Genomic DNA, 22,836 nt, shown 5'->3' on the forward strand with positions numbered 1-22,836 from the left:
TCACAGGGTTTGGGTGTGGCTGGTGGGGTTGCGAGGCCACTCGAGGTAAGGACCCGGTCGAGTGGCCTCGTCGTCACAGGGTTTGGGTGTGGCTGGTGGGGCTGCAAGGCCACTCGAGGTAAGGACCCGGTCGAGTGGCCTCGTCGTCGTCACAGGGTTTGGGTGTGGCTGCTGGGGTTGCGAGGCCACTCGAGGTCAGGGGAGGCGGCGGAGCACGCCTTCGGCGATCTCGGCGAGGTGGTCGAGGTCGGACAGGTCGAGCACCTGGAGGTAGATGCGCTGCGTCCCCACCTGCTCGAACTCCCGGATCTTCGCGACGATCTCGTCGGCCGAGCCGGCGAGCCCGTTCGCGCGCAGCTCGTCGAGATCCCGCCCGATCGCACTGGCGCGGCGGCGCAACGTCGCCTCGTCGTCGCCGAGGCAGGCGACCTGCGCCGCCGAGTAGGTGAGCGACGCTGGGTCACGGCCGGCGCCGGACGCAGCGGCCCGAACGCCCTCGAAGAGCCGCCCCGAGTCCTGGGGTGACACGAAGGCGGCGTTGAACTCGGCGGCATACCTCGCAGCGAGCGCAGGGGTGCGTCGCTTGCCGCCGCCCCCGACGATGATCGGCACGCCACCGGGCTGCACCGGCTTCGTGAGCGCGGGTGAGTCGATGATCGGGTAGTGGGTTCCGTTGTGGCTGAAGGTCTTTCCCGGCTCCGTTGCCCACAGGCCGGTGATCACGGCGAGCTGTTCCTCGAGCCGGTCGAAGCGCTCGCCGAGCGCCGGAAAGGGGATGCCGTAAGCCGTGTGCTCGGCCTCGAACCAGCCGGCGCCGAGGCCCAGCTCGACCCGGCCGCCGCTCATCTGGTCGACGCCGGCGACCTGGACCGACAGCGGTCCGGGGAGCCGGAAGGTAGCGGAGGTGACCAGGGTGCCGAGGCGGATCGCGGTGGTGTCGCGGGCCAGGCCCGCGAGCGTGGTCCACGCGTCGGTAGGGCCCGCCCCGCCGTCGCCGCCCATGTGGAGGTAGTGGTCAGAGCGGAAGAAGCCGCTGAAGCCGAGGTCCTCGGCTGTCCGGGCGACGGCCAGGAGGTCGTCGTAGGTCGCTCCCTGCTGGGGCTCGGTGAAGACGCGCAGGTCCATCTCTCTCCTCGTCGGCGTGGGTGTGCGTATGAAGACGGCCACTCGACCGTCCTGGAGCCGTTCTCATCCGCGCGGCAGCGTGTGGACGCGCGCGGACGCGTGTGGGCGGGTGTGGGCGTGCCTCGAAGCGACCGCTCCGGCGTCGAGGGGTCAGCGACAACAGCGGTCAGTCTCGGACGATTCCGTCGATGACGACATCGAGCATCGGGCGGGCGTCGATCGGGACCCGGCTCTGGTCGGCCACACTCGCGATGCCGCTGACGAGGCGCATGACGTTGCGCGGGTCGACGCCGGGGCGCAGCTCGCCGCGCTCGTCGAGGTGGTCGATGACCATGCGGTTGGCTTCGCCCATGATCTGGCATTTTCCGTAGATCGGCGAGGTCGGGTCGTCCATGGCGGCGCAGAGCTTCATCGCGGCGCCACGGTGGAGCGTGATGTGCTCGACGAAGTTCTCGAACCAGGTCAGGAGCGTCTCGCGGGCCGGGCGGTCGGCCGCCACGGCGGCCTGGGCGTCGGAGGTCACACGCTCGGCCCAGTCGCGCATGAGGGCGTCGACGAGGGCCTCGCGGGTGGGGAAGTGGCGGTAGAGCGTGCCCGGGCCGACACCCGCGCGCTTGGCGATCTCGTCCAGGGAGCAGTCCGTCCCGCGCTCGGTGAAGACCACCCGTGCGGTCGCGACGATCTTGTCGTAGTTGCGGCGTGCATCTGCGCGCATCGGGCGCGGGGTGCCTCCGGCGGCCGAGCTGCCTTGGGCGGCAACGGTTTCCGGTGACGAGTCCAGCTGCGCCTCGCCGACCTTGACAGATGTCACGGCAAAAGCTCCTTGCTAAACGGAGACAGTCTCCGTATTGTGGGTCGAGCAGAACCGGAGTGGTTCTCCGCTAATAGTAGCGCCGACCGTCGTCTTCGAGGGAGTTGGCAGCCATGACCACCACGATCCACCCGACCCGACAGGCCCAGCGCCTGCACCTGTCCCATCTCGCCACCACGCACCGCGCGCCGCTGAGCACGCGGGCCGACGGTGCAGCCCACCAGCGCGTCACCGGGTTCATCCCGATGGCACGCGACCCGCTCAGCGTCGAGCGTGCCCACCAGTCCGACACTGCGGACGAAACGCGACGAAACCAGGAATCCTGAGGCACTCGATGTCACTGCGCTCCACGACCGGGCAAGCAACGCCCAACCCAACCACCCGCTCCACCGACGCGCGACGGGCGTCGATCGGCATCGGCATCGTGCTCGTCGCACAGCTGATGCTCGTCCTCGACGCGACCGTCGTGAACGTCGCCCTACCCCGCATCCAGGCCGACCTCGGCTTCACGCCGGCCGGCCTCTCCTGGGTGCTCAACGCCTACACGCTCGCCTTCGGCGGGCTGCTCCTGCTCGGCGGGCGCGTCGGTGACGTGCTCGGCCGGCTCCGCACCTTCGAGATCGGGCTCGGCGTGTTCACCGTGGCCAGCCTCCTCGGCGGCCTGGCGCCGTCCCCGGGCTGGCTCATCGCCGCCCGCACCCTGCAGGGTGTCGGCGCCGCCTTCGCCGCTCCCGGGGTCCTCGCCCTGCTGACGACGAGCGCGCCCGACGAGTCCGCACGCAACCGCGGCCTGGCCCTGTTCACCGCCGTCTCGTCGGCAGGCGCCTCGATCGGCCTGCTCCTCGGCGGGGTCCTCACCGACCTGGCCAGCTGGCACTGGACGCTGTTCATCAACGTGCCGATCGGCGTCGCGGTCCTACTTCTGGCCCGCCGATTCGTCACCGAGACCCCCCGCCGCTCGAGCCGCTTCGACGTCGTCGGCGCGGTCACGGCGACCCTCGGCTCGGTTGCGGTGGTCTACGGCTTCATCAACGCTCCCGACCGCGGCTGGTCGTCGCCCTACACGATCGGCGCCTTCGCCATCGGCGCCGTCCTGCTCGCGCTCTTCGTGCGCACCGAGGGCCGGGTGCGCGACCCGCTGCTGCCGCTTCCGCTCGTGCGCAACCGCTCGCGGGCCACGGCCTTGGTCGTGATGGCACTCGTAGTCGGAGCGCAGTTCTCGACGTTCTTCCTCGTGACGCAGTACCTCCAGCGGGTCCTCGGGTTCAGCCCGGTCGCCACCGGGGCGGCGTTCCTGCCGCTCAGCCTCGCGATCTTCGCCATGTCGCGGGTCAGCGCCCGGCTCGTCGCCAAGGTCGGTCCGCGGGCGCTGATGATCGTCGGAACGATCGGCCTGTCGGCGAGCTTCGTCTGGCTCGCGGGCATCACCGAGACGAGTGGGTATGCCGCCCAGCTCCTCGGCCCGCTCGTGCTCAACGGTGCATCGGCGGCGCTCGTCTTCATGCCGGTCACGGTCGTCGTGCTCGGCGGCGTCGACCGGTCCCACGCCGGCACGATCTCCGGACTGCTGCAGACCTGCCAGCAGCTCGGTGGCGCCGTGGGCCTCGCCGCGATCGTCAGCGTCTACGCCTCAGGAGCGGTGCCGGGCCGGTTCGTGCCGGGGGTCTCGACGGCGTTCCACACCTCGGCGATCTTCGCGGGCGTCGCGTTCCTGCTGGCCACGCTGGTCCTGCGGCGTGAGCCCGCGGCCGTTCGGCCAGCAGAACAGCCCGCGAGCCAGCCTGCGCCGGTGGTCGCGAGCGCGGCCGTGATCGCGGACTGATCCGCGGCCGACCAGGCCAACCGCCCTCGACGTGCCGCTGGGCGCGCCTCCTGCGAAGGAAGCGCGCCCAGCGGCATACGTGGGGTGGGAAGGGGCGGACGCCCCGTCAGTGGCCCGGCGGCATACTCCACCGGGCGGTCGACGTGCCCTGCTCCTTGGCGCGCTCGAAGGCCTCGGCGACGAGCTTCTCAGCCTCTTCGCGACCGCCCCAGTCCGAGGCCTCGACGTGCTTGCCGGGCTCGAGGTCCTTGTACCGCTCGAAGAAGTGCTGGATCTCCTTGAGCGTGTAGTCGCTGACGTCGTCGATGTCCTGCACGTCGTCCGACCGCACATCGACCGGGACGCAGAGCACCTTGTCGTCTCCGCCGGCCTCGTCGGTCATGTGGAAGACGCCGACCGGGCGGGCCTCGACGACGACCCCGGGGTAGACCGGCTCGGGCAGCAGCACCAGTGCGTCGAGCGGGTCGCCGTCCTCGCCGAGGGTGTCCTCGATGTAGCCGTAGTCGGCCGGGTACGCCATCGGGGTGAAGAGGTAACGGTCGAGCCGGATCCGACCCGTCTCGTGGTCGACCTCGTACTTGTTCCGCTGTCCGCGAGGGACCTCAATGGTGACGTCGAACTCCACGTCTTCCCCTTCGTGCGGCCCGCTGGCGGGCTCTGATGCCGAGGCACGCCCCGACGGCTGACAGAATCTTCCGCGACAGTGTGTCAGCAAGGGTGGTCCTTGCGCGAAACAGTGACCACAGGCGACGACGGACGGGGGTGGCTCGGGCATGGCTCGGGGGATGACCTACACCATGGCGGCCGTCTGGTCCGCTGTCGCCGTGCTGCTCGGGTATGCCGTCCTCGACGTCGCGGACGCCGCGCCCGGCGTGCTCACGCTGGCCCCGGCGCCGCCACCGCCGCCGACGGAGACGCCAGGCAAGCGCACTCTGCCCGTCGTCCCGCAGCCGACGATGCCCACCTCGGTCGGTATGCCGCTTCCGGCGCTCGCAGGTGAGACCGCGGCGCCCAGCGCGGCCGGGGTCGAGGCGGCGCTCGCGCAGGTGCGCGCCCTGCCGGCACTGCGTGACTCCGCACTCGTGGTGCAGGACGGCCAGACCGGCGAGGTGCTGCTCGACCAGGGCGGCGACGAGCTGCGCGTGCCGGCGTCGACGACGAAGCTGCTGTCGGCGGCCGCGATCGGCCAGGCCTTCGCACCGGATGCCACGCTGAAGACCGTGGTGCGGGAAGGGCCGGGACCCGACGAGATCGTCCTCGTCGCCGGCGGCGACTCCCTCATCAACCCCGGCCGCGGCGACGCCTCCGCGGTCGCGGGCCGCGCGGGCCTGCGCGACCTCGCCGACCAGGTCGCGAAGTCGTTGCGTAACAAGGGGATCCGTTCGGTGCGCCTCGACGTCGACGAGAGCTATGCCTACGGCCCGAGTCTCGCCTCCACATGGAGTCCCAACTTCCGGCCGTCCGGCATCACCGGCGCAGTCGCGATGCTCGGCCTGTCGACGCAGCGGGCGGAGGGCGGGGCGCATCCCGGCCCTGCCGACCCGGTGGCGTCGGTTCGAGACCTCCTCGTCCAGCAGCTCGAGAATCGCGGCATCTCCGTCACGACCGGCGACCGCACCCACGCCACCCCACCGGACGGGCCGGGCTCGGACGGCAGCTCCGGCACGACGGCGGGCGCGACCGGCACACCGACGCCGCCGGCAAGCGGGCCTGGCTCCGTCCTCGGCTCGGTCGAGTCGGCGCCCGTTCGCGAGCAGCTGGCCCTGGCCCTCACCGACAGCGACAACGCGCTCACCGAGATCCTCACCCGCCAGGCGGCATACCGCTCCGGGTCCGGCACCGACTTCCCGGAGGTCGGAGCCTGGGTCGTCGAGCAGGTGGGAGCCCTCGGCCTCGACACCACCGGCGTCCACCTCGCCGACGCGAGCGGACTGTCCAGGGAGAACCGCGTCCGCGCCGCCCTGCTGGGCCAGGTGCTGGTGCTCGGCTACGACGGCACGCACCCGGTGCTGCGCCGGGCGCTCGACGGGCTCCCCATCGGCGGCCTCACCGGCACGCTGGAGAAACGCTTCGAGGGCGACGACCACGAGGCCGCAGGCCGAGCCCGGGCCAAGACCGGCACCCTGACCGGCGCGAACGCGCTCGCCGGCAGCGTGGTCAACGACGACGGGCGGCTGATCGTCTATGTAGGCATGGTCGCCGGAGCGGGAACCAAAGACGCGCGGGCGGCGTTGGACCGTTTTGTAGCGGTACTCGCCTCGTGCGGGTGCCGTTGACGGGCCGGTGGGTCGCTCGGGGTAAGACAGTCGGTGACGACACGAAACCCTGTGCGGCCGGCTGGACCACCTGGTGGGCCGCCACGCGTGCCGCACGAGTCGCGGGGGGCGCACCCAGCGCACGACGTCTGCACCGCACCGGAAGGCCTGGAATGACCGACACGACCGTCACGAGCGCATCGGGACCAGGGGTGCCAGGCGTGCCCCCAGCGGGACCGGCGGCCTCCATCGACTACGAGTTCGCCAAGCGGACCGGCCGCGCCATCGTCAAGCCGGGGCCCCAGGTCTCCAGCGACGAGGCCGCGGCGATCGTGGCCGACCTGCGCAGCGCCGCCTCCTCCGCCGTGGCACCGGTCGCCGAGACCAGCGCACTGGCCGCCCCCGAGGACGCGCCGCCACCGCTCGTCGTCGACCGGGCCGGCTGGATCAGCGCCAACGTCGATTCGTTCCGGGCGATGCTCGACCCCGTCGTCGACAAGCTCAACGCGAAGAAGAAGACCGCGCCGGGCTCGGCCGCGACGATGATCGGCGGCAAGGTGACCGGCGCCGAGATGGGCACCCTGCTCGCCTTCCTGTCCAGCAAGATCCTCGGGCAGTACGACCTGGCCCCGGGCGGCACGCCCCGGCTGCTGCTCGTCGCGCCGAACATCGTGGCCACCGAGCGCAAGCTCGAGGTCGACCCGCACGACTTCCGCCGCTGGGTCGCGATGCACGAGGAGACCCACCGCGTGCAGTTCACTGCGGTGTCCTGGCTGCGGGAGCACATGGTCACCGAGTCGCAGAGCCTCGCCGTCGACCTCGCCCCCACACCCGAGGACCTCAACAAGCGGTTCGAGCAGCTCACCCGCAACCTTCCCGAGGTGATCTCCTCGGGCGAGGGCCTGGGTCAGCTGTTCGCGACGCCCGAGCAGAAGGCGCGCATCGCCGAGCTCACCGCGGTCATGTCGCTGCTCGAGGGTCACGCCGACGTCGTCATGGACGCGGTCGGGCCGAAGGTCATCCCGTCGGTCGACGAGATCCGCCGCAAGTTCGACCAGCGCCGCAACAACGCGGTCGGGGTCGACCGTCTCATGCGCAAGCTTCTCGGTCTCGAGGCGAAGATGCGCCAGTACCGTGACGGCGCCGTCTTCGTCCGGGCCGTCATGGACCAGGTCGGTCGCGAGGGGTTCAACGCCGTGTGGTCCTCGCCCGAGACCCTGCCCAAGGCCGCCGAGATCCTCGAGCCCAGCGCCTGGGTGCGCCGGGTCCACGGCTGAGCGCCGTGCGAGGCCCTTCCGAGATGCCCGGACCAGACCCTGCCGTTGCCGCGACGCGCCTCGCTGTGCGCGAGCACCTCGCCGACCTTCCGCTTGGAGCCGTCGTCCTCGTGGCCTGCTCCGGGGGGCCCGACTCCGTGGCGCTCGCCGCCGCGCTCGCCTTCGAGGCTCCGAGGTCCGGGCTGCGTGCCGCCGCCGTCATCGTCGACCACGGCCTCCAGGACGACTCGCGCGAGGTCGCCCAGCGTGCCGCGACGATCTGCCGCGACCTCGGCCTCGACCCTGTCGAGATCGTCTCAGCCGACGTCCGGCCCACCGGCTCCGGCCTCGAGGCCGACGCCCGCAGTGCGCGCTATGCCGCGATCGAGAAGGTCGCCAACCGGCTCGGCGCCTCAGCCATCCTCATCGGGCACACCCGCGACGACCAGGCCGAGCAGGTCCTGCTCGGCCTGTCCCGCGGCTCCGGTGCCCGGTCGCTGAGCGGTATGCCGGCCCGCCGGGACCGCTTCGTCCGTCCCCTTCTCGCGCTCCCGCGCGCGACCACGCTCGCCGCCTGTGCGGCATACGGCATCGAGCCGTGGCAGGACCCGCACAACAGCGACACGTCGTTCCGGCGGGTGCGGGCCCGCCGGTTGCTGGCCCACCTCGAGCAGGACCTCGGGCCGGGGTTCGGCGCGGCTCTCGCGAGGTCCGCGGACCTGCTGCGCGAGGACGCCGACTTCCTCGAGGGGCTGGCGCTGACGGCGCGGGCGGGCCTTCCCGACGCGGACGGCCAGCCGGGCGTGGACCTCGACGCCCTCGCTGCGCTGCCGCGGGCGATCCGCACGCGCGTCTGGCGGATCCTCGCCGCCGAGGCCGGTGCCCCGCTCGCCGACGTCAACGCCGCGCATGTGGAGTCGCTCGACGCACTGCTGACGTCGTGGCACGGCCAGGGGCCGCTGCACGTCCCGGGTGGGATCGCCGTGAGCCGCACGGGCAGCTCGATCAGGTTCAGCCCGATCCGCGACCACGAGGCCGCCCGGCTCTGACCTCTCGCGTCGGCGTCCGGCGGGTCGCTGGGCACCTCGGCACGGTGCTGTTGAATGGTCTACGCCGCCCGCACCCGACACGCCGCTGTCGACGACACCGAGGAGCCTTCGTGGACCACGAGGACATGGGAGACGACCTGGCCAAGGTCCTGCTCACCGAGGAGCAGATCCAGAGCCGTCTCGCCGAGCTCGCAGTAGACATCTGGAAGGACTACGCCGACAAGGACTTCCTCCTCGTCGGCGTGCTCAAGGGAGCGGTCGTGGTCATGGCCGACCTCATGCGTGCCCTGCCCGGCACCGCTCCGATGGACTGGATGGCGGTCTCGTCCTACGGCTCGGGCACCAAGTCGTCCGGTGTCGTGCGGATCCTCAAGGACCTCGACACCGACATCACCGGCCGGCACGTGCTCATCGTCGAGGACATCATCGACTCGGGCCTGACGCTCTCGTGGATCAAGAGCAACCTCGAGTCGCGCCGCCCGGCCTCGGTCGAGATCTGCACCCTGCTGCGCAAGCCCGACGTCGTCAAGGTCGACATCCCGGTCAAGTACGTCGGCTTCGACATCCCCAACGAGTTCGTCGTCGGCTACGGCCTCGACTACGCCGAGAAGTACCGCAACCTCCGCTGCGTCGGCACCCTCGCCCCGCACGTCTACGCCTGACCCCGTTCGAGGTATTCGGGTCGAGGTGATATCTCGCACTATGCCCCGGATCAATACCTCCATCGGAATACCTCGACCGAGGTTGCGGCGTGAGAGCCTCGGGCCATGACGTTCTCGATCGTCGCGCGCCAGGGCGAGGCCTACGGTGTCGCGGTCGCCTCGAAGTTCCTTGCGGTCGGCGCGGTCGTGCCCGCTGCTCGCACCGGAGTCGGTGCCGTTGCCACGCAGTCCTACGCCCGGGTGGCCTATCTCGAGGAGCTGCTCGAGCGTCTCGCGTCGGGTGAGTCCGCCCCGGCCGCGCTCGAGGCCGCGACCGCCCTCGACGACGGCAGGCAGACCCGGCAGGTCGGGGTGGTCGGGACCGGCTCGGCCGCCACCTTCACGGGCTCCGAGTGCAACCCGTGGGCGGGCGGCGTGGCGCGCGACGACGGCGACACGGCATACGCCATCCAGGGCAACATCCTCACCGGGCCCGAGGTCGTCGAGGCCATGGAACAGGCCTGGCACGACTCCGAGGGGCGTGGTCTGGCTCGACGCCTGCTCGCGGCGCTCACCGCCGGTGACGCCGCCGGAGGGGACTCGCGCGGGCGTCAGAGCGCGGCCATGTATGCCGTCGAGCCCGGTGCCGGCTACGACAGCTGCGGGGTGCTCGTCGACCTCCGCGTCGACGACCACGGGGAGCCCGTGCCGGAGCTCGGCCGGCTGCTCGACGACTGGGAGATGTACTTCGGCAAGCCCGAGGACGTCCAGCCGCTCGAGGGCGACCTCGCCACCGAGGTCGCCGACCGGCTGGCCCGGGCCGGCCATCCCTTTGCCGCGGCTGGCGGCGACGGGGCGGCTGACCTGGCGACGGCCCTGGCGGACTGGGCCGGCGAGGCGAACTACGAGGCCCGCCTGAGCCCCGACGGCATCGATGCCCGCGTGCTCGCCGCCCTTCGCGCGACGACTTCCCCATAGACCTCCCATAACCGCCTCATAGACCGTCCCCAGACCTCCCCACCCGTCGAGTGGCCGCTCCGTCACACAGCTACGCGGGACCCCTGGGGCAGACGTGGCTAGCGTGACGGGGTGGCCACTCGACGATGGGGCAGGCGTGGCTAGCGTGACGGGGCGACTCGACGATGGGGCAGGCGTGGCTAGCGTGACGGGGTGGCCACTCGACGATGGGGCAGGCGTGGCTAGCGTGATGGGCTGGCCACTCGAGGATCGAGGGGACGGCACCCCGGCGGGGCGGCGGCATACGGCTGCGGGGCGGTCGGGAACGTCTACGCGTGGGCTGGTTGGTCACCGGCACGCGACATGCGGAACACTGGTAGTTCGCCGGACGTTGTGCCGGTGGACCAACTCACCGGACGAGCAGGAGGGCCGGGGCGTCATCGCCCCGCAGGTACATGGACGCAAAGCGGATTCTGCGCACGCCACTGTTGTGGATCTTGGTCCTCATCAGCGCGCTCGTCTTCGGCATGTTGTTCTCCGAGTCCGGCCCGCCGCGGATCGACACATCCGAGGCGATGAAACAGATCACGAACGGCAACGTCGAGTCGGCCAAGCTCATCGACAACGAGCGCATGGAGCTGACCCTCAAGACCCCTTACGACTCGCCTGACGGCACCGTCAAGGACGCCAAGTCGGTCTATGCCTACTACGTCGACGCCCGCGGCCAGCAGGTCGTCGACGCGCTCGATGCGAAGCCGCCGACCAAGGGCGTGGACGACTACATCGAGCAGCAGAGCTGGTTCGGGTCGCTGCTCTTCTCGATCTTGCCGATCATCATCATCCTGGGCCTGTTCTGGTTCCTCATGGGGCAGATGCAGGGCGGCGGCAACCGCGTCATGCAGTTCGGCAAGTCGCGGGCCAAGCTCGCCACCAAGGACACCCCGAAGGTGACCTTCGCGGACGTCGCCGGCTGCGACGAGGCCATCGAGGAGCTCCAGGAGATCAAGGAGTTCCTCCAGGAGCCCGCGAAGTTCCTCGCCGTCGGCGCCAAGATCCCCAAGGGCGTGCTGCTCTATGGCCAGCCGGGCACGGGCAAGACGCTGCTGGCCCGCGCCGTCGCGGGTGAGGCCGGAGTCCCGTTCTACTCGATCAGCGGCTCCGACTTCGTCGAGATGTTCGTCGGTGTCGGTGCCAGCCGCGTGCGCGACCTGTTCGAGCAGGCCAAGGCGAACGCCCCGGCCATCGTGTTCGTCGACGAGATCGACGCCGTCGGTCGTCACCGTGGCGCGGGCCTCGGCGGCGGTCACGACGAGCGCGAGCAGACGCTCAACCAGCTGCTCGTGGAGATGGACGGCTTCGACGTCAAGACCAACGTCATCCTTATCGCCGCGACCAACCGGCCCGACATCCTCGACCCCGCGCTGCTGCGGCCTGGCCGATTCGACCGCCAGATCGCCGTCGAGGCGCCCGACATGATCGGCCGTCACCGCATCCTCGAGGTGCACGCGCAGGGCAAGCCCATGTCGCCTGACGTCGACCTGCTGGCCGTCGCCCGGCGCACGCCCGGCTTCACCGGCGCCGACCTCGCGAACGTCCTCAACGAGGCTGCGCTGCTCACCGCCCGTGGCGACCGCCGCGTCATCGACAACCCGTCGCTCGACGAGGCCATCGACCGTGTCATCGCCGGCCCGCAGAAGCGCACCCGCATCATGTCGGCCAAGGAACGCAAGATCACGGCGTACCACGAGGGTGGCCACGCCCTGGTCGCTGCGGCGCTGAACAACACCGACCCCGTCACGAAGGTGACGATCCTGCCGCGCGGCCGGGCCCTCGGCTACACGATGGTCATGCCGGTCGACGACAAGTACTCCACGACCCGCAACGAGATCCTCGACCAGCTGTCGTACGCCCTCGGTGGTCGCGTGGCGGAGGAGATCGTCTTCCACGAGCCCACCACCGGCGCGAGCAACGACATCGAGAAGGCCACGGGTCTGGCCCGCAAGATGGTCACCGAGTTCGGCATGTCCGAGCGCATCGGTGCGATCAAGCTCGGGCAGAGCACCGGCGAGGTGTTCCTCGGACGCGACATGGGCCACCAGCGCGACTACTCCGAGGAGATCGCCAGCGTCGTGGACGAGGAGGTGCGCAAGCTCATCGAGGCGGCGCACGACGAGGCCTACGCGGCCATCAACCAGAACCGCGACATCCTCGACAACCTCGTGCTCGAGCTGCTCGAGAAGGAGACCCTCAACCAGGCCGAGCTCGCCGACATGTTCAAGCACGTCGATCGCGTGCCCAAGCGCCCGACCTGGCTGTCGTCGCAGGCCCGCGTGCCGGGCGACCGGCCCCCGGTGCTCACGCCCGCGGAGATCGCCGCGAAGAACGGCCAGAACGGACAGAACGGCCACCTGCCGCCGCCCGTGCCGCCGGACCGGACGATCGAGGAGAAGATCGACGAGGCGGCCGCTGTCGGTGCCCACCCGCTGACGGACGAGCACCCGCCGGAGCAGGTCATCGAGGTCCCCGACGACGAGCCCGTGCGCCCCGGCGAGAAGAGCTGACACGTGGCGGTCGACCACGCGCGCGCCGAGGCGGCCGTCCGTGAGCTGCTGCTCGCCATCGGGGAGGACCCCGAGCGGGAGGGCCTGCGGGACACGCCGGCGCGCGTAGCGAGGTCGTACTCCGAGATCTTCGCTGGTCTCGACATGACCGCTCAGGAGGTGCTCAGCACGACCTTCTCGATCGACCATGAGGAGCTCGTCATCGTGCGCGACATCGAGCTCTACAGCACGTGCGAACACCACCTCGTGCCCTTCCACGGGGTGGCCCACGTGGGCTACATCCCCGACAAGCATGGGCGGGTCACCGGTCTGTCCAAGCTCGCTCGGCTCGTCGATGTGTTCGCCCGACGCCCGCAGGTGCAGGAGCGGCTCACGTCGCAGATCGCGGACGCCCTCGTCGAGCACCTGAGCGTGCGTGGCGTGATCGTCGTGGTGCAGGCCGAGCACCTGTGCATGTCGATGCGCGGCATCCGCAAGCCAGGTGCGAGCACCATCACCTCCGCCGTACGAGGGCAGCTGCGCGACCCGGCCACTCGAGCAGAGGCCATGGCGCTCATGCTCGAGGGCAACAAGTGAGCGACACCTCCGCGCCGCCGTGTCCTCGTCACCGGTGAAGACGCCTTCCCCGGTGGAAGGATGTGCGCCATGACTGCCCCGACGGTGACCGCCGACGACCTGCTCGAGGTGCGCGACCGCACGCTTGTCATGGGCGTCGTCAACGTCACGCCCGACTCGTTCTCCGACGGCGGGGAGTGGTTCGAGCCCGACGCGGCGATCGCGCACGGCCACGACGTCGTGGCGGCCGGCGCCGACATCGTCGACGTCGGCGGCGAGTCCACCCGCCCTGGGGCAGAACGCCCTTCGGTCGAGGAGGAGCTGCGCCGCGTCCTTCCGGTCGTCTCAGAGCTCGCCGCCGCCGGAGCGGTCGTCTCGATCGACACGATGCGCGCTGAGGTGGCGCGGGCCGCCGTGCACGTGGGCGCGTCCATCGTCAACGACGTGTCCGGCGGACTCGCCGACCCGGAGATGGTGTCGTTCGTGGCCATGAACCGCCTTCCCTACGTAGCGATGCACTGGCGTGGCCACAGCACCGACATGCAGTCGCGTGCCGTCTATGACGACGTCGTCGAGGACGTATGCCGTGAGCTCGTCGCTCGTCGTGACGTGCTGCTTGGTGCCGGGATCGAGCAGGACCGGCTCGTGCTGGACCCCGGGCTGGGTTTCGCCAAGAACGCGGACCACAACTGGGCGCTGATGGCCGCGCTGCCGATTCTGCACGACCTGGGACACCCGATCCTCGTCGGCGCTTCCCGCAAGGCATTCCTCGGCCGCCTGGGGCGTCGTGAAGGAGAGCCGCCACGTCCGGCGGCCGAGCGCGACGTCGAGACGACGGCGACCTCGGTCATGGCCGCGATGGCGGGCATGTGGTGCGTGCGCGTGCACGATGTCGCCTCGACCGTGCGCGCGCTGTCGGTGGTCCAGGCGGCGCTCGACCACGCACTGGAGGATGCCGACTGATGCCGGATCGCATTGTGCTGCAGGGCGTCTCGGCTCGCGGCAACCACGGCGTGCTCGACTTCGAGAAGCGTGACGGACAGGTCTTCGTCGTCGACGTGACGATGACGGCCGACCTCTCGCGGGCGGGGCGCACGGACGACCTCGCCGCCACCGTCAGCTACGCCGAGGTCGCCACTGATGTGGTCGCCCGCATCACGGGGCCTTCGTTCGACCTCATCGAGCGGCTGGCTGAGGTCATCGCCGACGACGTGCTGCGTCACGACCTCGTCGACTCGGTGGAGGTCGTGGTCCACAAGCCGGAGGCCCCCGTGGGCCAGCCGTTCACCGATGTCCAGGTGCGGCTCGAGCGCACCAACGCGGCCGCGGTCGTCGTCGCTCTCGGGTCCAACCTCGGCGACCGCGGCGAGACACTCGCGGCAGCCGTGCGAGCGCTTCGTGACCTGCGCGGACTCACCGTGACCGCCGTGTCGTCCCTGGTCGAGACCGACCCCGTGGGCGGGCCGGACCAGCCGCCCTACCTCAATGCCGTGGTCGTCGGGCGGTGCACTCTCGCCCCGGACGACCTGCTCCGGTCCCTGCACACGATCGAGGCGGAGCACGGCCGCACTCGTGAGATCCGCTGGGGCGCAAGGACGCTCGATCTTGACCTCATCCAGTTCGGGGCCCCTGGCGGCCCGCGCGAGGTCCTCAGCGACCTCCCCGGCCTGACACTGCCCCACCCCCGTGCGGCCGAGCGCGCCTTCGTGCTGGTCCCCTGGGCCGACGCCGACGGCCAGGCCACGATCCGCGTGGGGCGGGGGGACGGCGGCATACGGCCCGTGTCCGAAGTCCTGACCGAACTCGACCGATCGGGCGTACGTCCCGGTCCCGAATGGGAGCAGCAGTGAAACCACACTCCGGCATCCGGGCGACCACCCTCGTGCTCGCGGGCCTCGCGATGACGATCGTGGCGTGGCTCGTGCTGCGTTCGGTGTCCTCCGGCGGCACGAGCCTGCCCGACCCGGGCTGGGTCGCGATCGCGGTGATGGCGTTCCTTGCGGCGGGCCTGCTCGTGGCCGGCTGGCAGGTGCGCAAGGTGCGTGATGGTGCGGGCGACGGCTCAGTGACGCCGTTGCGGGCGGCGCGCACGCTGGTCCTGGCCCAGGCGGCTGCTCTGACGGGCGCCGTGCTCGTGGGCTGGTACGTCGCGAACACCCTGGTGCTGCTGCCCGATGCCGACGTCGAGTCGCAGCGCAGCCGGATCTGGCCGTTCGTGGCCCACGCAGCCGTGGCCGCGCTGCTCGCCGTCGCGGGGATGGTCGTGCAGCGCTGGTGCCGGGTCCGGCCGCGCGACGAAGAGGACGAAGGCAACGGTGCGAACGGGAAGTCCTCCGCCGCCCACTGACCGCCGAATCGCCGTTCGAGGTATTCGGTTCGAGGTGATGTGTCGCCCTATTCGGCGAGCCAACACCTCCAACCGGCTCTCCGCAACGACCGGTCGTGGGATCGTCAGATCGGGAAGGCGTCGATCAGGCCGCGCCGCTGACGACCTTCGGCACGACGCAGCATCGTGCCAGCCGCGAGAAGCCAGGCGATCCCGACGCACAACTCTGCTGCCAGGCCGAGCAACAGGGGAACCTCGTTCCTCAGCGGGCGCACAGACCACGTGCCAGGCAGAACGCTCGTTGCGGTACTGAGCACGCCGGGGTACTGCTTGGTCGAGACAATGGCACCTGCAGTAACGGGGACGACCCACATCGTGAGGTTGGCCACGGTGAACGGGTCCCGTGCCGTCAGGGACAACATCGACGCTGCGACGGCGGCAGGGACGGACACCAAAGGGGCCAAGAGGGCGACAGCGGTCACTCGGGCCCCGCCGTGCCCAGTCAGCGCCGTGACCGCGACCAAGAAGGTTGCCGTGGTGACGCCAGTCAACAGTCCGACGCCGGCCTTGCCCGCCCACAGTGCGGGGCGCAGCAGGCCGTATGGGCTCACCTCGGCGACGACCCCGCGCACTCGGTCCATGGCCGACTGAGACGCAACGACAGAGATGGTTGACGCCACGATGCAGGCGACCATAGCGGCGTGCGTCGACATCGCCGGGTCCATGGCTCCGACCGAGAAGCTCACCGCGGTGACGATCGCCGCGTTCAGGAACGGAACGAGCAGCAGTGAGACCATCGCCGTGCTAGGTGTCGCCAGGGCGTCAGTCGAACGCAGGCTCACGACGATGGAGTACTGAAACGACCTGAGCATCACACGACCTCCAGCGTGCCGTGGCGCGTGGCGCGCCGAAGTACAGCACGGCCAAGGACCGCCGATGCCACGGCCCAGAGCACCACCGTGAAGACGAACCAGCCGGTGGACTCGCCCAAACCCGTGCCGGGGTCGAACACCAGCCGGACGGCCCACGCAGTAGGCAGCCAAGCACTGGCAATGTCGAACCACGTCCAGGCTGGCGGGTGACCGAACACGTCCGACAGGAGCACGAGTGGATTGCCGATCAGCGCCTCGTATGTCGTCGCGTAACGCGAGAGAACGAAAAGCGTTGCCATCAGCGTCGCCATCGTGAGCGAACCGAGCCAGAACATTCCGACACCAACGAGAAGCCTGCCGTCGGTAACCCCTTCGACCGGCAGGCCAAGGAGGATCGACAGGACGAGAGACACGGGGACCGAGAACAACCCGAACGTCGAGACAGCGGCAACGACCGGAGTGACCGACTGCCAGGCAGGGCGGGGGCTGCGGACCAGATGGACGAGGGTGCCCTGAAAGCGCTGGAAGCCGATGATCCCCGCGGACACGGTTGACACGGTCCACACTCCGGTCAGCGCAGCCCGAATCCAGCCATGCGGGCTGGCGCCGACGCCGGCGTGGTTCGCAAGTGCCTGCAGGCACACGACCTGAGTGGTTGAGAACATCAAGACCTGCACGAAGAACGGGGTGCTCCAGAACCGTTGCGCATGGAACCCCGTCATCCGTACAACGGCGATCACGAGTTTCCTTCCAAAGCGAGGTAAGACTCCTCCAGCGTGGGCTCCCGGATGGTGACGTCGGCGTCTGGACCGCAGAGATCGCGAACCCGCTGGACGTGCAATGGAGACTGACAGAGCACGGTGTATGCCGTACGCCCATGCATCGGCATTGCCTCAACCCGGGCCACACCGGTCAGGCTCTCCATGGCCTCGGCCATATCGCGTGCGCAACTCGTGATGACCGTCGTCACCGACGTGATCCTTGCCGCGCGAGCGATGTCGGCGACGCCGCCGCTGACGATGATCCTGCCGTGACGGATGACATCGACACGGTCGGCAAGCGCCTCGGCTTCCGGCATCGCGTGAGTAGTCAAGAGAATGCCGGCGCCGCCGTTCGCCTGATCCCGGATGAGGTCGCGCAGGTCTTTCGCAGCCTGGACATCCAAGCCGGCCGAGGGCTCATCAAGAATGAGCAGGCGCGGCTCGGTGAGGAGCGCTCGAGCCACATGGAGGCGCTGGACCATCCCGCGCGAGTACTCCCCGACGGCCTGGTTCGCCCGGTCGGTCAGACGTACCGCGTCCAGGACCTGTCGGACTCGCTGCGCGCGCCGCCTCCACGGGACCCCAGCCACGTCCGCGTAGAACATGAGGTTCGCGTAGGCGCTGGGGCGTGTGTAGAAACCACGCTCGCCACCCAGCACCAGGCCGGTGTGGGCCCGGGCCGCCCGCGGCTTACGCAGGGCATCCACGCCGTCAACCTCAACGCCACCCTGGTCCGGCGTCAACAGGGTTGCAGCCATGCGGACGGTCGTGGTCTTTCCAGCTCCGTTGCGCCCGAGCAGGCAGACGATCTGGCCTCGAGGAACGGTGAGGCTCAGGTCATCAACGGCCAGCCGGTCACCGAATCTGCGGGACACTCCCCGAAGCGAAAGAGCCGCAGATGCCATGTCGCTCATGCTGCGCCAGTTCCCCAGAAGCCCAGCTCGTCATGATGCATGGCGTACAGCACCCGGCAGCCTTGGTCGGCGCGACCCGACCTCGCGAGAGCAGTCGCGAGCAACTTGCGCGTCATTTCCAGACGCACGGGCGAGGCCTCGTGGCGAATCAAGTCGACGGCCTGGACCAGCACTATGACGGCTTCGTTGAATCGCCGCTCTCGGATGAGCCCGACTCCAGCGGCCGACAAGGCCTCACTGAGGTACTCAGGCGAGTCTCTGCGACAGCGGTCGATGTTCGTTTCAAGCACTCGGCTCGCCCGCGAGTGGTCTCCTTCCACCATGGCGAGTTGGGCGTCGTTGAGCGAGATCTCAGCTTGATACCGCAGCGCCTCGTCTGGTGTGACGACCACGTCGCCCGCCCCTTGCACGAGATCCATAGCACGATCGATCTCGTATCGGGCGGCGGTAATGTCCATACGGCGCATGTGAACCAGCGCCCGCAAGTTGCACACTAAGGCCGCGATCGCGGTCGCGTCGCGTTCCGTGATGGCGCCGTCCCGCAGGAGTCGCGCTGTGTCGTCCAGCAGAACATCCAGCGTGTGGTCCCCGCCCTCAAGGTCGTTGCCGCGTTTGATCTGGGTTGCCGCACGACGATGTCTGGCCATGGTGGCCTGGCGCACCGTGCCGCGACTGACGACGACATCGAAGACGTCGACGGCGCGGAGATCACCCACGGCAGCGAGAAGAACCCCGAGCCGGGGCAAGACGTCCGTCGATTCCCCGGACGTCAACTCCGCGACGCGCGGAGCAAGTGCAGCGGCTGCATTATCGAAGTCGCCGACAAGCAGGACCGTCGCGTCGGCAGCCAACACTGCATCGTCAAGGTCGAGGCATGCGATCCAGGCGGCGTTGTCTTGCACCGAGTAGGAGACGTCCCAGCCGAACAACGCCAAGTGGGCGCGCCAGAAGCGAGATGGGTCGGCGCTGCGCCGCACTCCGAGATCGGTGAGGTACTCCGGTGACAATGTCGTCCGCCGTGCCAATCGCGGGGCGGCGGCCAGAGTGAGTCTTTCAGTGAACCCATCGGCGACAGCGTCCGGGTCATGGCGTGCAAGCAGATCAGTGGCCAACTCAGAAACATTCATCCGTGCTCTCAACCTCCATCGGTACCCGACCGGGCGGGCATCCGTCCGACGGTGCCCACCCGGTCGCGAAGCTCAGCCGTGGGCCCAGTTGATCTGGAGCGGACCCAGCAGGTCCTGCTCGGTGGCCTCAGTGACCTCGTCGGCGATCTCGCGAAGCTGTGCGCTCATGCTCCACCCCCTCGATGCGTTGATCCACTTCCGCTTGCTGCGGCTGCATCACGTTATCCAGAGTTTGACCCCTGGTGCTTGTATTCGAGCTGCACGTTGACGGCACGGCCCGCGGGTCCAAGCCAGCCCACATGGGCGCGATGCGCCTTCGGCAGAGGGTGGTGCCGACGTCGGACCACGTCGACATCCGCTCAGTCGAACCGACCGGGGCATCCCCTCGGCCCACCGACTGCGTACGAAGCTGGAGAAGGACCAGCCCGGGCGCGACAGGGCAGGGCACGAACAGAGGTCCTCTGCAGGCCCTGACCGCCGAGTCGCCCTTCGAGGTACTCGGGTCGAGGTGACAGGTCGCCTCCTCCAACGAGGCACTACATCGAACCGATTACCTCGAACGGTCAGGGGGCGGCGGCGGTGGTGTGCGTCGTCGACGTGCGAGTCGGCGTCGGGACGACCGAGATCGTCGACGTCGGCGTCGCCCGTGGGGGACCCGCCGGCCCGTCCGGCACTGTCGTGCGAACCGGCCACGGCGGCGGGATCGTGTCGACGGTGTCCTGGTCGGAGCAGGCGGCCGCGAACGTGATCGTGGCCGTGATGACCGCGACCGCCACGCCGCGCACCACCCCGCCCCGCGTCAGCCGGCGAGACGGCATACCGTCGTCCGACGGCATACCGTCCCCGTCGGGACGTTCCAGTCGGATGGGGCTCACTTGTCGATGTCTCCGACGACGAAGAACATCGACCCCAGTATCGCCACCATGTCCGCGATGAGCTGGCCCGGCAGCATCTCGCTGAGCACCGAGATGTTGCTGAACGAGGCCGAGCGCAGCTTGAGCCGCCACGGCGTCTTCTCGCCACGCGACACGAGGTAGTAGCCGTTGAAGCCGAGAGGGTTCTCGGTCGCGCAGTAGATCTCGCCCTCCGGCACCTTCAGCACCTTGGGGAGCTTGACGTTGATCGGCCCCTGGGGCAGCTGGACGAGGCGGTCGAGGCAGGCCTCCACGAGGTCGAGCGACACGTGCACCTGCTCGAGCAGCACCTCGAGGCGGGCCAGGCAGTCGCCGGCGGAACGCGTGACGACCCGGCCTGGTCCCTTGTCGCCGAAGAGCTCGCCGTACGCGAGGTACGGCGTGTCGCGCCGCAGGTCGACGTCGAGCCCGCTCGCCCGCGCGATCGGCCCCGAGACGCCGTAGGCCTCGACGGTGGCGCGTGGAAGAACGCCGACGCCGCGCGTGCGTCCCTCGAGGATCTCGTTGCCCACGACGAGCCGCTCGAGACCGGGCAGCCGCTTGCGGACGTTCGCGACGGCCTTGTCGACGCGGCCCATCCAGCCGGCCGGGAGGTCCTCCTTGAGGCCGCCGACCCGGTTGAACATGTAGTGCATCCGGCCGCCGGAGACCTCTTCCATCACGGCCTGCAGCTCCTCGCGCTCGCGGAACGCGTGGAAGACGGGCGTGATCGCCCCGAGCTCGAGCGGGTACGAGCCGAGGAACATCAGGTGGTTGAGCACGCGGTTCAGCTCGGCGAGAGCCGTCCGGGCCCAGACGGCCCGCTCCGGCACCTCCATCCCGAGCATCTGCTCGACTCCCAGCACCACGCCGAGCTCGTTCGAGAACGCCGAGAGCCAGTCGTGGCGGTTCGCAAGCACGAGGATCTGGCGGTAGTCGCGCACCTCGAACAGCTTCTCGGCGCCGCGGTGCATGTAGCCGATGACCGGCTCCGCACTGACGATCCGCTCGCCGTCGACGACGATCTTCAGCCGGAGCACGCCGTGCGTGGCGGGGTGCTGCGGCCCGATGTTGAGCACCATGTCGGCCGTCGCCAGCCCACCGGCTCCGACTCCGACGGTGAGCGCCTGGCCGCCCCTGGGGGCGGCGGCGAGCGACGTGGTCCTCTGGCTCGTGTCAGCGCTCACGGTTCGACCCTACGTCCGGCATGGGGTCGAGTATGCCGTGCGGCACAGTAGGAGAGTGGCGCAGCCCTTCGACCTCAGTGACCCCGGCTTCGTGGCCGACCCGTATGCCGTCCTGGCCGCTTCGCGCGCCAGTGGCCCGATCCTGTGGCACGACGGCCTCGGCGAGTGGGTGACCACGAGCCACGCCGCTGCCAACGACGTGCTCCGTGACCGGCGTCTCGGCCGGATCTTCCGGCCTCGGGCGAGCACGGAGGACGACGCATGGACGACGTTCGACTGGTTGCACGCCGACTCGATCCTGGACTCGGAGCCCCCGAAGCACACCAGGCTGCGGCGTCTGGTGTCTGGCGCGTTCGGCCGCGGGCACATCGAGCGCATGCGTCTGCGGATCGAGGAGCTCGCCGATGAGCTGCTCAACGGTGTCGTGGCGCGCCTTGACGCCGACGGCCGGGTCGACGTCATCGAGCACTACGCCGAGCCCTTGCCGGTGCTGGTCATCTGCGAGCTGCTCGGTGCGCCGACCGAGGACTGGAAGCGGCTGCGTGACTGGTCACAGGCGATCGTCACGATGTACGAGGTCGCGCCCAGCCCGCAGGCACAGGAGGACGCGCAGCGAGCGTGCGCCGACTTCGCGGCATACGTTGAGCAGCTGGCCGCGGAGCGCGCCGCGACGCCCGGCGACGACCTGCTCACCTCGCTCGTGCAGGAGCGCGACGGCGGCGACCGCCTCTCGCGACGCGAGCTGGTCGCGACCGTCGTGCTGCTGCTCAACGCGGGGCACGAGGCCAGCGTCAACGGTTTCGGCAACGGGCTGCACTGGCTGCTCGGTGATCCCGCCGTCCTCGACGAGGTGCTCGCCGCCCTCGACGACGACCGCGCGGTCGAGCGCCTCGTCGAGGAGATGCTGCGGCACGACTCGCCCCTGCACCTGTTCGAGCGCACCGCCACCAGCGACGTCGAGCTGCACGGCGTCACGATCCGGACCGGCCAGAAGGTGGCCGCGCTGCTCGGGGCCGCCAACCGCGACCCGCGGGTCTTCGCCGAGCCGGACCGGTTCGACCCCACCCGCGATCCGAACCCGCACCTCGCCTTCGGCGCCGGCATCCACTTCTGCCTCGGCGCGCCGCTCGCGAGAATGGAGCTGCAGATCTCCGTGCGCGCGCTGCTGCGCCGGCTCGGCGCGCTCCAGGTCGTCGACGCGATGCAGCGGCCGACGTTCGTGCTGCGGGGTTACGAGCATCTCGTCGTGGCCAGGGCACCGCGCCCCGGTCCAGAGGAAGGGAGCCGGGATGAGTGAGCTGACGCCGTACATCTGCGTCGAGGACTCGCGGGCCGCGATCGAGTGGTACCGCCAGGCGCTCGGGGCCGAGGTGACCTTCGAGCCGATCATCATGCCCGACGGGCGGGTCGGGCACTGCGAGCTGGCGGTCGACGGCGCCCGGTGGATGATGTCCGACAGCTTCGAGGGCGTGAACATCGCCCCGCCAGACCCGGCGCGCGGCAACGCGGTGACGATGCACCTCACCGTCGCGGACTGCGACGCGGCGTGCCGCCGGGTCCAGGCGGCCGGGGCCACCCTCGACCGAGGCCCCGAGGACAGCCCGCCGGCCGGGCGGGTGGCCGTCTTCCGGGACCCGTTCGGGCACCGCTGGTTCCTCAACCAGCCGTTCGAGTGACTGCCCCGTGTGATGGGAGTGACGGGGCGCTCACTCGACAGGATTGAT

General features: G+C 70.0%; 23 protein-coding genes. 14 read left to right on the top strand and 9 right to left on the bottom strand.

The genetic code is table 11. The features are described from left to right. Positions 1 to 195: 195 nt before the first annotated feature. Positions 196 to 1,125: an LLM class F420-dependent oxidoreductase gene (locus ACYVLP_RS06365; RefSeq protein ID WP_460626501.1), complete on the bottom strand. Its 930-nt coding sequence runs from the start codon at positions 1,123 to 1,125 to the stop codon at positions 196 to 198. A gap of 166 nt (positions 1,126 to 1,291) precedes the next feature. Beyond that, the gene (locus tag ACYVLP_RS06370; RefSeq protein WP_460626502.1) at positions 1,292 to 1,936 is read right to left on the bottom strand and encodes a TetR/AcrR family transcriptional regulator; all 645 of its coding nucleotides are present in this window, start codon (positions 1,934 to 1,936) and stop codon (positions 1,292 to 1,294) included. Between the two features lie 113 nt (positions 1,937 to 2,049). Here ACYVLP_RS06370 and ACYVLP_RS06375 point away from each other — a divergent pair, with 113 nt between their 5' ends. Beyond that, positions 2,050 to 2,262 (top strand): hypothetical protein, encoded by a 213-nt coding sequence (locus ACYVLP_RS06375; protein WP_460626503.1) that lies wholly within the window; start codon positions 2,050 to 2,052, stop codon positions 2,260 to 2,262. An 8-nt stretch (positions 2,263 to 2,270) separates the two neighbouring features. Further along, positions 2,271 to 3,758 carry an MFS transporter gene (locus tag ACYVLP_RS06380; protein ID WP_460626504.1) on the top strand — a complete coding sequence of 496 codons (1,488 nt, stop codon included), beginning with the start codon at positions 2,271 to 2,273 and terminating at the stop codon, positions 3,756 to 3,758. A gap of 106 nt (positions 3,759 to 3,864) precedes the next feature. On the opposite strand, the gene ACYVLP_RS06385 is transcribed toward ACYVLP_RS06380, so the two are convergent. After that, complete coding sequence (locus ACYVLP_RS06385) at positions 3,865 to 4,383, bottom strand: inorganic diphosphatase (protein ID WP_460626505.1); 519 nt, start codon at positions 4,381 to 4,383, stop codon at positions 3,865 to 3,867. Between the two features lie 148 nt (positions 4,384 to 4,531). Between ACYVLP_RS06385 and ACYVLP_RS06390 the strand changes: the two genes are divergently transcribed. The 10 genes from ACYVLP_RS06390 to ACYVLP_RS06435 all read left to right on the top strand — a co-directional run bounded on the left by ACYVLP_RS06390 (position 4,532) and on the right by ACYVLP_RS06435 (position 15,379). Next, positions 4,532 to 6,034: a D-alanyl-D-alanine carboxypeptidase/D-alanyl-D-alanine-endopeptidase gene (locus ACYVLP_RS06390; protein WP_460626506.1), complete on the top strand. Its 1,503-nt coding sequence runs from the start codon at positions 4,532 to 4,534 to the stop codon at positions 6,032 to 6,034. A gap of 152 nt (positions 6,035 to 6,186) precedes the next feature. Then, complete coding sequence (locus tag ACYVLP_RS06395) at positions 6,187 to 7,290, top strand: zinc-dependent metalloprotease (RefSeq protein WP_460626507.1); 1,104 nt, start codon at positions 6,187 to 6,189, stop codon at positions 7,288 to 7,290. 23 nt (positions 7,291 to 7,313) lie between these two features. Further along, entirely contained in the window at positions 7,314 to 8,318 is a 1,005-nt protein-coding gene (tilS, locus tag ACYVLP_RS06400) for a tRNA lysidine(34) synthetase TilS (protein ID WP_460626508.1), read from the top strand. Positions 8,319 to 8,428: 110 nt separating this feature from the next. Next, positions 8,429 to 8,980 (top strand): hypoxanthine phosphoribosyltransferase, encoded by a 552-nt coding sequence (gene hpt, locus ACYVLP_RS06405; protein ID WP_452270533.1) that lies wholly within the window; start codon positions 8,429 to 8,431, stop codon positions 8,978 to 8,980. A gap of 105 nt (positions 8,981 to 9,085) precedes the next feature. Further along, positions 9,086 to 9,937, top strand: coding sequence for a DUF1028 domain-containing protein (locus ACYVLP_RS06410; RefSeq protein ID WP_460626509.1), 852 nt, complete (start codon positions 9,086 to 9,088; stop codon positions 9,935 to 9,937). 434 nt (positions 9,938 to 10,371) lie between these two features. After that, complete coding sequence (gene ftsH / locus ACYVLP_RS06415) at positions 10,372 to 12,477, top strand: ATP-dependent zinc metalloprotease FtsH (RefSeq protein ID WP_460626510.1); 2,106 nt, start codon at positions 10,372 to 10,374, stop codon at positions 12,475 to 12,477. A gap of 3 nt (positions 12,478 to 12,480) precedes the next feature. Next, a complete protein-coding gene (gene folE, locus ACYVLP_RS06420; RefSeq protein WP_460626511.1) occupies positions 12,481 to 13,053 on the top strand; it encodes a GTP cyclohydrolase I FolE in 573 nt (190 codons plus the stop codon). Positions 13,054 to 13,122: 69 nt separating this feature from the next. Then, the gene (gene folP / locus ACYVLP_RS06425; RefSeq protein WP_460626512.1) at positions 13,123 to 13,995 is read left to right on the top strand and encodes a dihydropteroate synthase; all 873 of its coding nucleotides are present in this window, start codon (positions 13,123 to 13,125) and stop codon (positions 13,993 to 13,995) included. Then, complete coding sequence (gene folK, locus ACYVLP_RS06430; protein WP_460626513.1) at positions 13,995 to 14,882, top strand: 2-amino-4-hydroxy-6-hydroxymethyldihydropteridine diphosphokinase; 888 nt, start codon at positions 13,995 to 13,997, stop codon at positions 14,880 to 14,882. The genes folP and folK overlap by 1 nt, the downstream gene beginning before the upstream one ends. After that, positions 14,879 to 15,379, top strand: coding sequence for a DUF3180 domain-containing protein (locus tag ACYVLP_RS06435; RefSeq protein WP_460626514.1), 501 nt, complete (start codon positions 14,879 to 14,881; stop codon positions 15,377 to 15,379). The genes folK and ACYVLP_RS06435 overlap by 4 nt, the downstream gene beginning before the upstream one ends. A 104-nt stretch (positions 15,380 to 15,483) precedes the next feature. On the opposite strand, the gene ACYVLP_RS06440 is transcribed toward ACYVLP_RS06435, so the two are convergent. The 6 genes from ACYVLP_RS06440 to ACYVLP_RS06465 form a co-directional block, all read right to left on the bottom strand. Continuing rightward, positions 15,484 to 16,230 (bottom strand): hypothetical protein, encoded by a 747-nt coding sequence (locus ACYVLP_RS06440; RefSeq protein WP_460626515.1) that lies wholly within the window; start codon positions 16,228 to 16,230, stop codon positions 15,484 to 15,486. Further along, complete coding sequence (locus ACYVLP_RS06445) at positions 16,230 to 16,970, bottom strand: ABC transporter permease (protein ID WP_460626516.1); 741 nt, start codon at positions 16,968 to 16,970, stop codon at positions 16,230 to 16,232. Before ACYVLP_RS06445 ends, ACYVLP_RS06440 begins: the two co-directional genes overlap by 1 nt. Continuing rightward, positions 16,967 to 17,866 carry an ABC transporter ATP-binding protein gene (locus ACYVLP_RS06450; protein WP_460626517.1) on the bottom strand — a complete coding sequence of 300 codons (900 nt, stop codon included), beginning with the start codon at positions 17,864 to 17,866 and terminating at the stop codon, positions 16,967 to 16,969. The genes ACYVLP_RS06445 and ACYVLP_RS06450 overlap by 4 nt, the downstream gene beginning before the upstream one ends. 35 nt (positions 17,867 to 17,901) lie before the next feature. After that, the gene (locus tag ACYVLP_RS06455; protein WP_460626518.1) at positions 17,902 to 19,032 is read right to left on the bottom strand and encodes a hypothetical protein; all 1,131 of its coding nucleotides are present in this window, start codon (positions 19,030 to 19,032) and stop codon (positions 17,902 to 17,904) included. Positions 19,033 to 19,595: 563 nt separating this feature from the next. Next, on the bottom strand, positions 19,596 to 19,907 hold the full coding sequence (locus tag ACYVLP_RS06460; RefSeq protein ID WP_460626519.1) for a hypothetical protein: 312 nt from the start codon (positions 19,905 to 19,907) through the stop codon (positions 19,596 to 19,598). Beyond that, entirely contained in the window at positions 19,904 to 21,007 is a 1,104-nt protein-coding gene (locus tag ACYVLP_RS06465) for an NADH-quinone oxidoreductase subunit D (RefSeq protein ID WP_460626673.1), read from the bottom strand. The genes ACYVLP_RS06460 and ACYVLP_RS06465 overlap by 4 nt, the downstream gene beginning before the upstream one ends. 160 nt (positions 21,008 to 21,167) lie before the next feature. Between ACYVLP_RS06465 and ACYVLP_RS06470 the strand changes: the two genes are divergently transcribed. Together ACYVLP_RS06470 and ACYVLP_RS06475 are read left to right on the top strand one after the other, a co-directional pair. Next, on the top strand, positions 21,168 to 22,409 hold the full coding sequence (locus tag ACYVLP_RS06470; protein ID WP_460626520.1) for a cytochrome P450: 1,242 nt from the start codon (positions 21,168 to 21,170) through the stop codon (positions 22,407 to 22,409). After that, positions 22,402 to 22,788: a VOC family protein gene (locus tag ACYVLP_RS06475; protein ID WP_460626521.1), complete on the top strand. Its 387-nt coding sequence runs from the start codon at positions 22,402 to 22,404 to the stop codon at positions 22,786 to 22,788. The genes ACYVLP_RS06470 and ACYVLP_RS06475 overlap by 8 nt, the downstream gene beginning before the upstream one ends. Positions 22,789 to 22,836 lie beyond the last annotated feature (48 nt).

The organism is Intrasporangium mesophilum, from assembly GCF_054783095.1.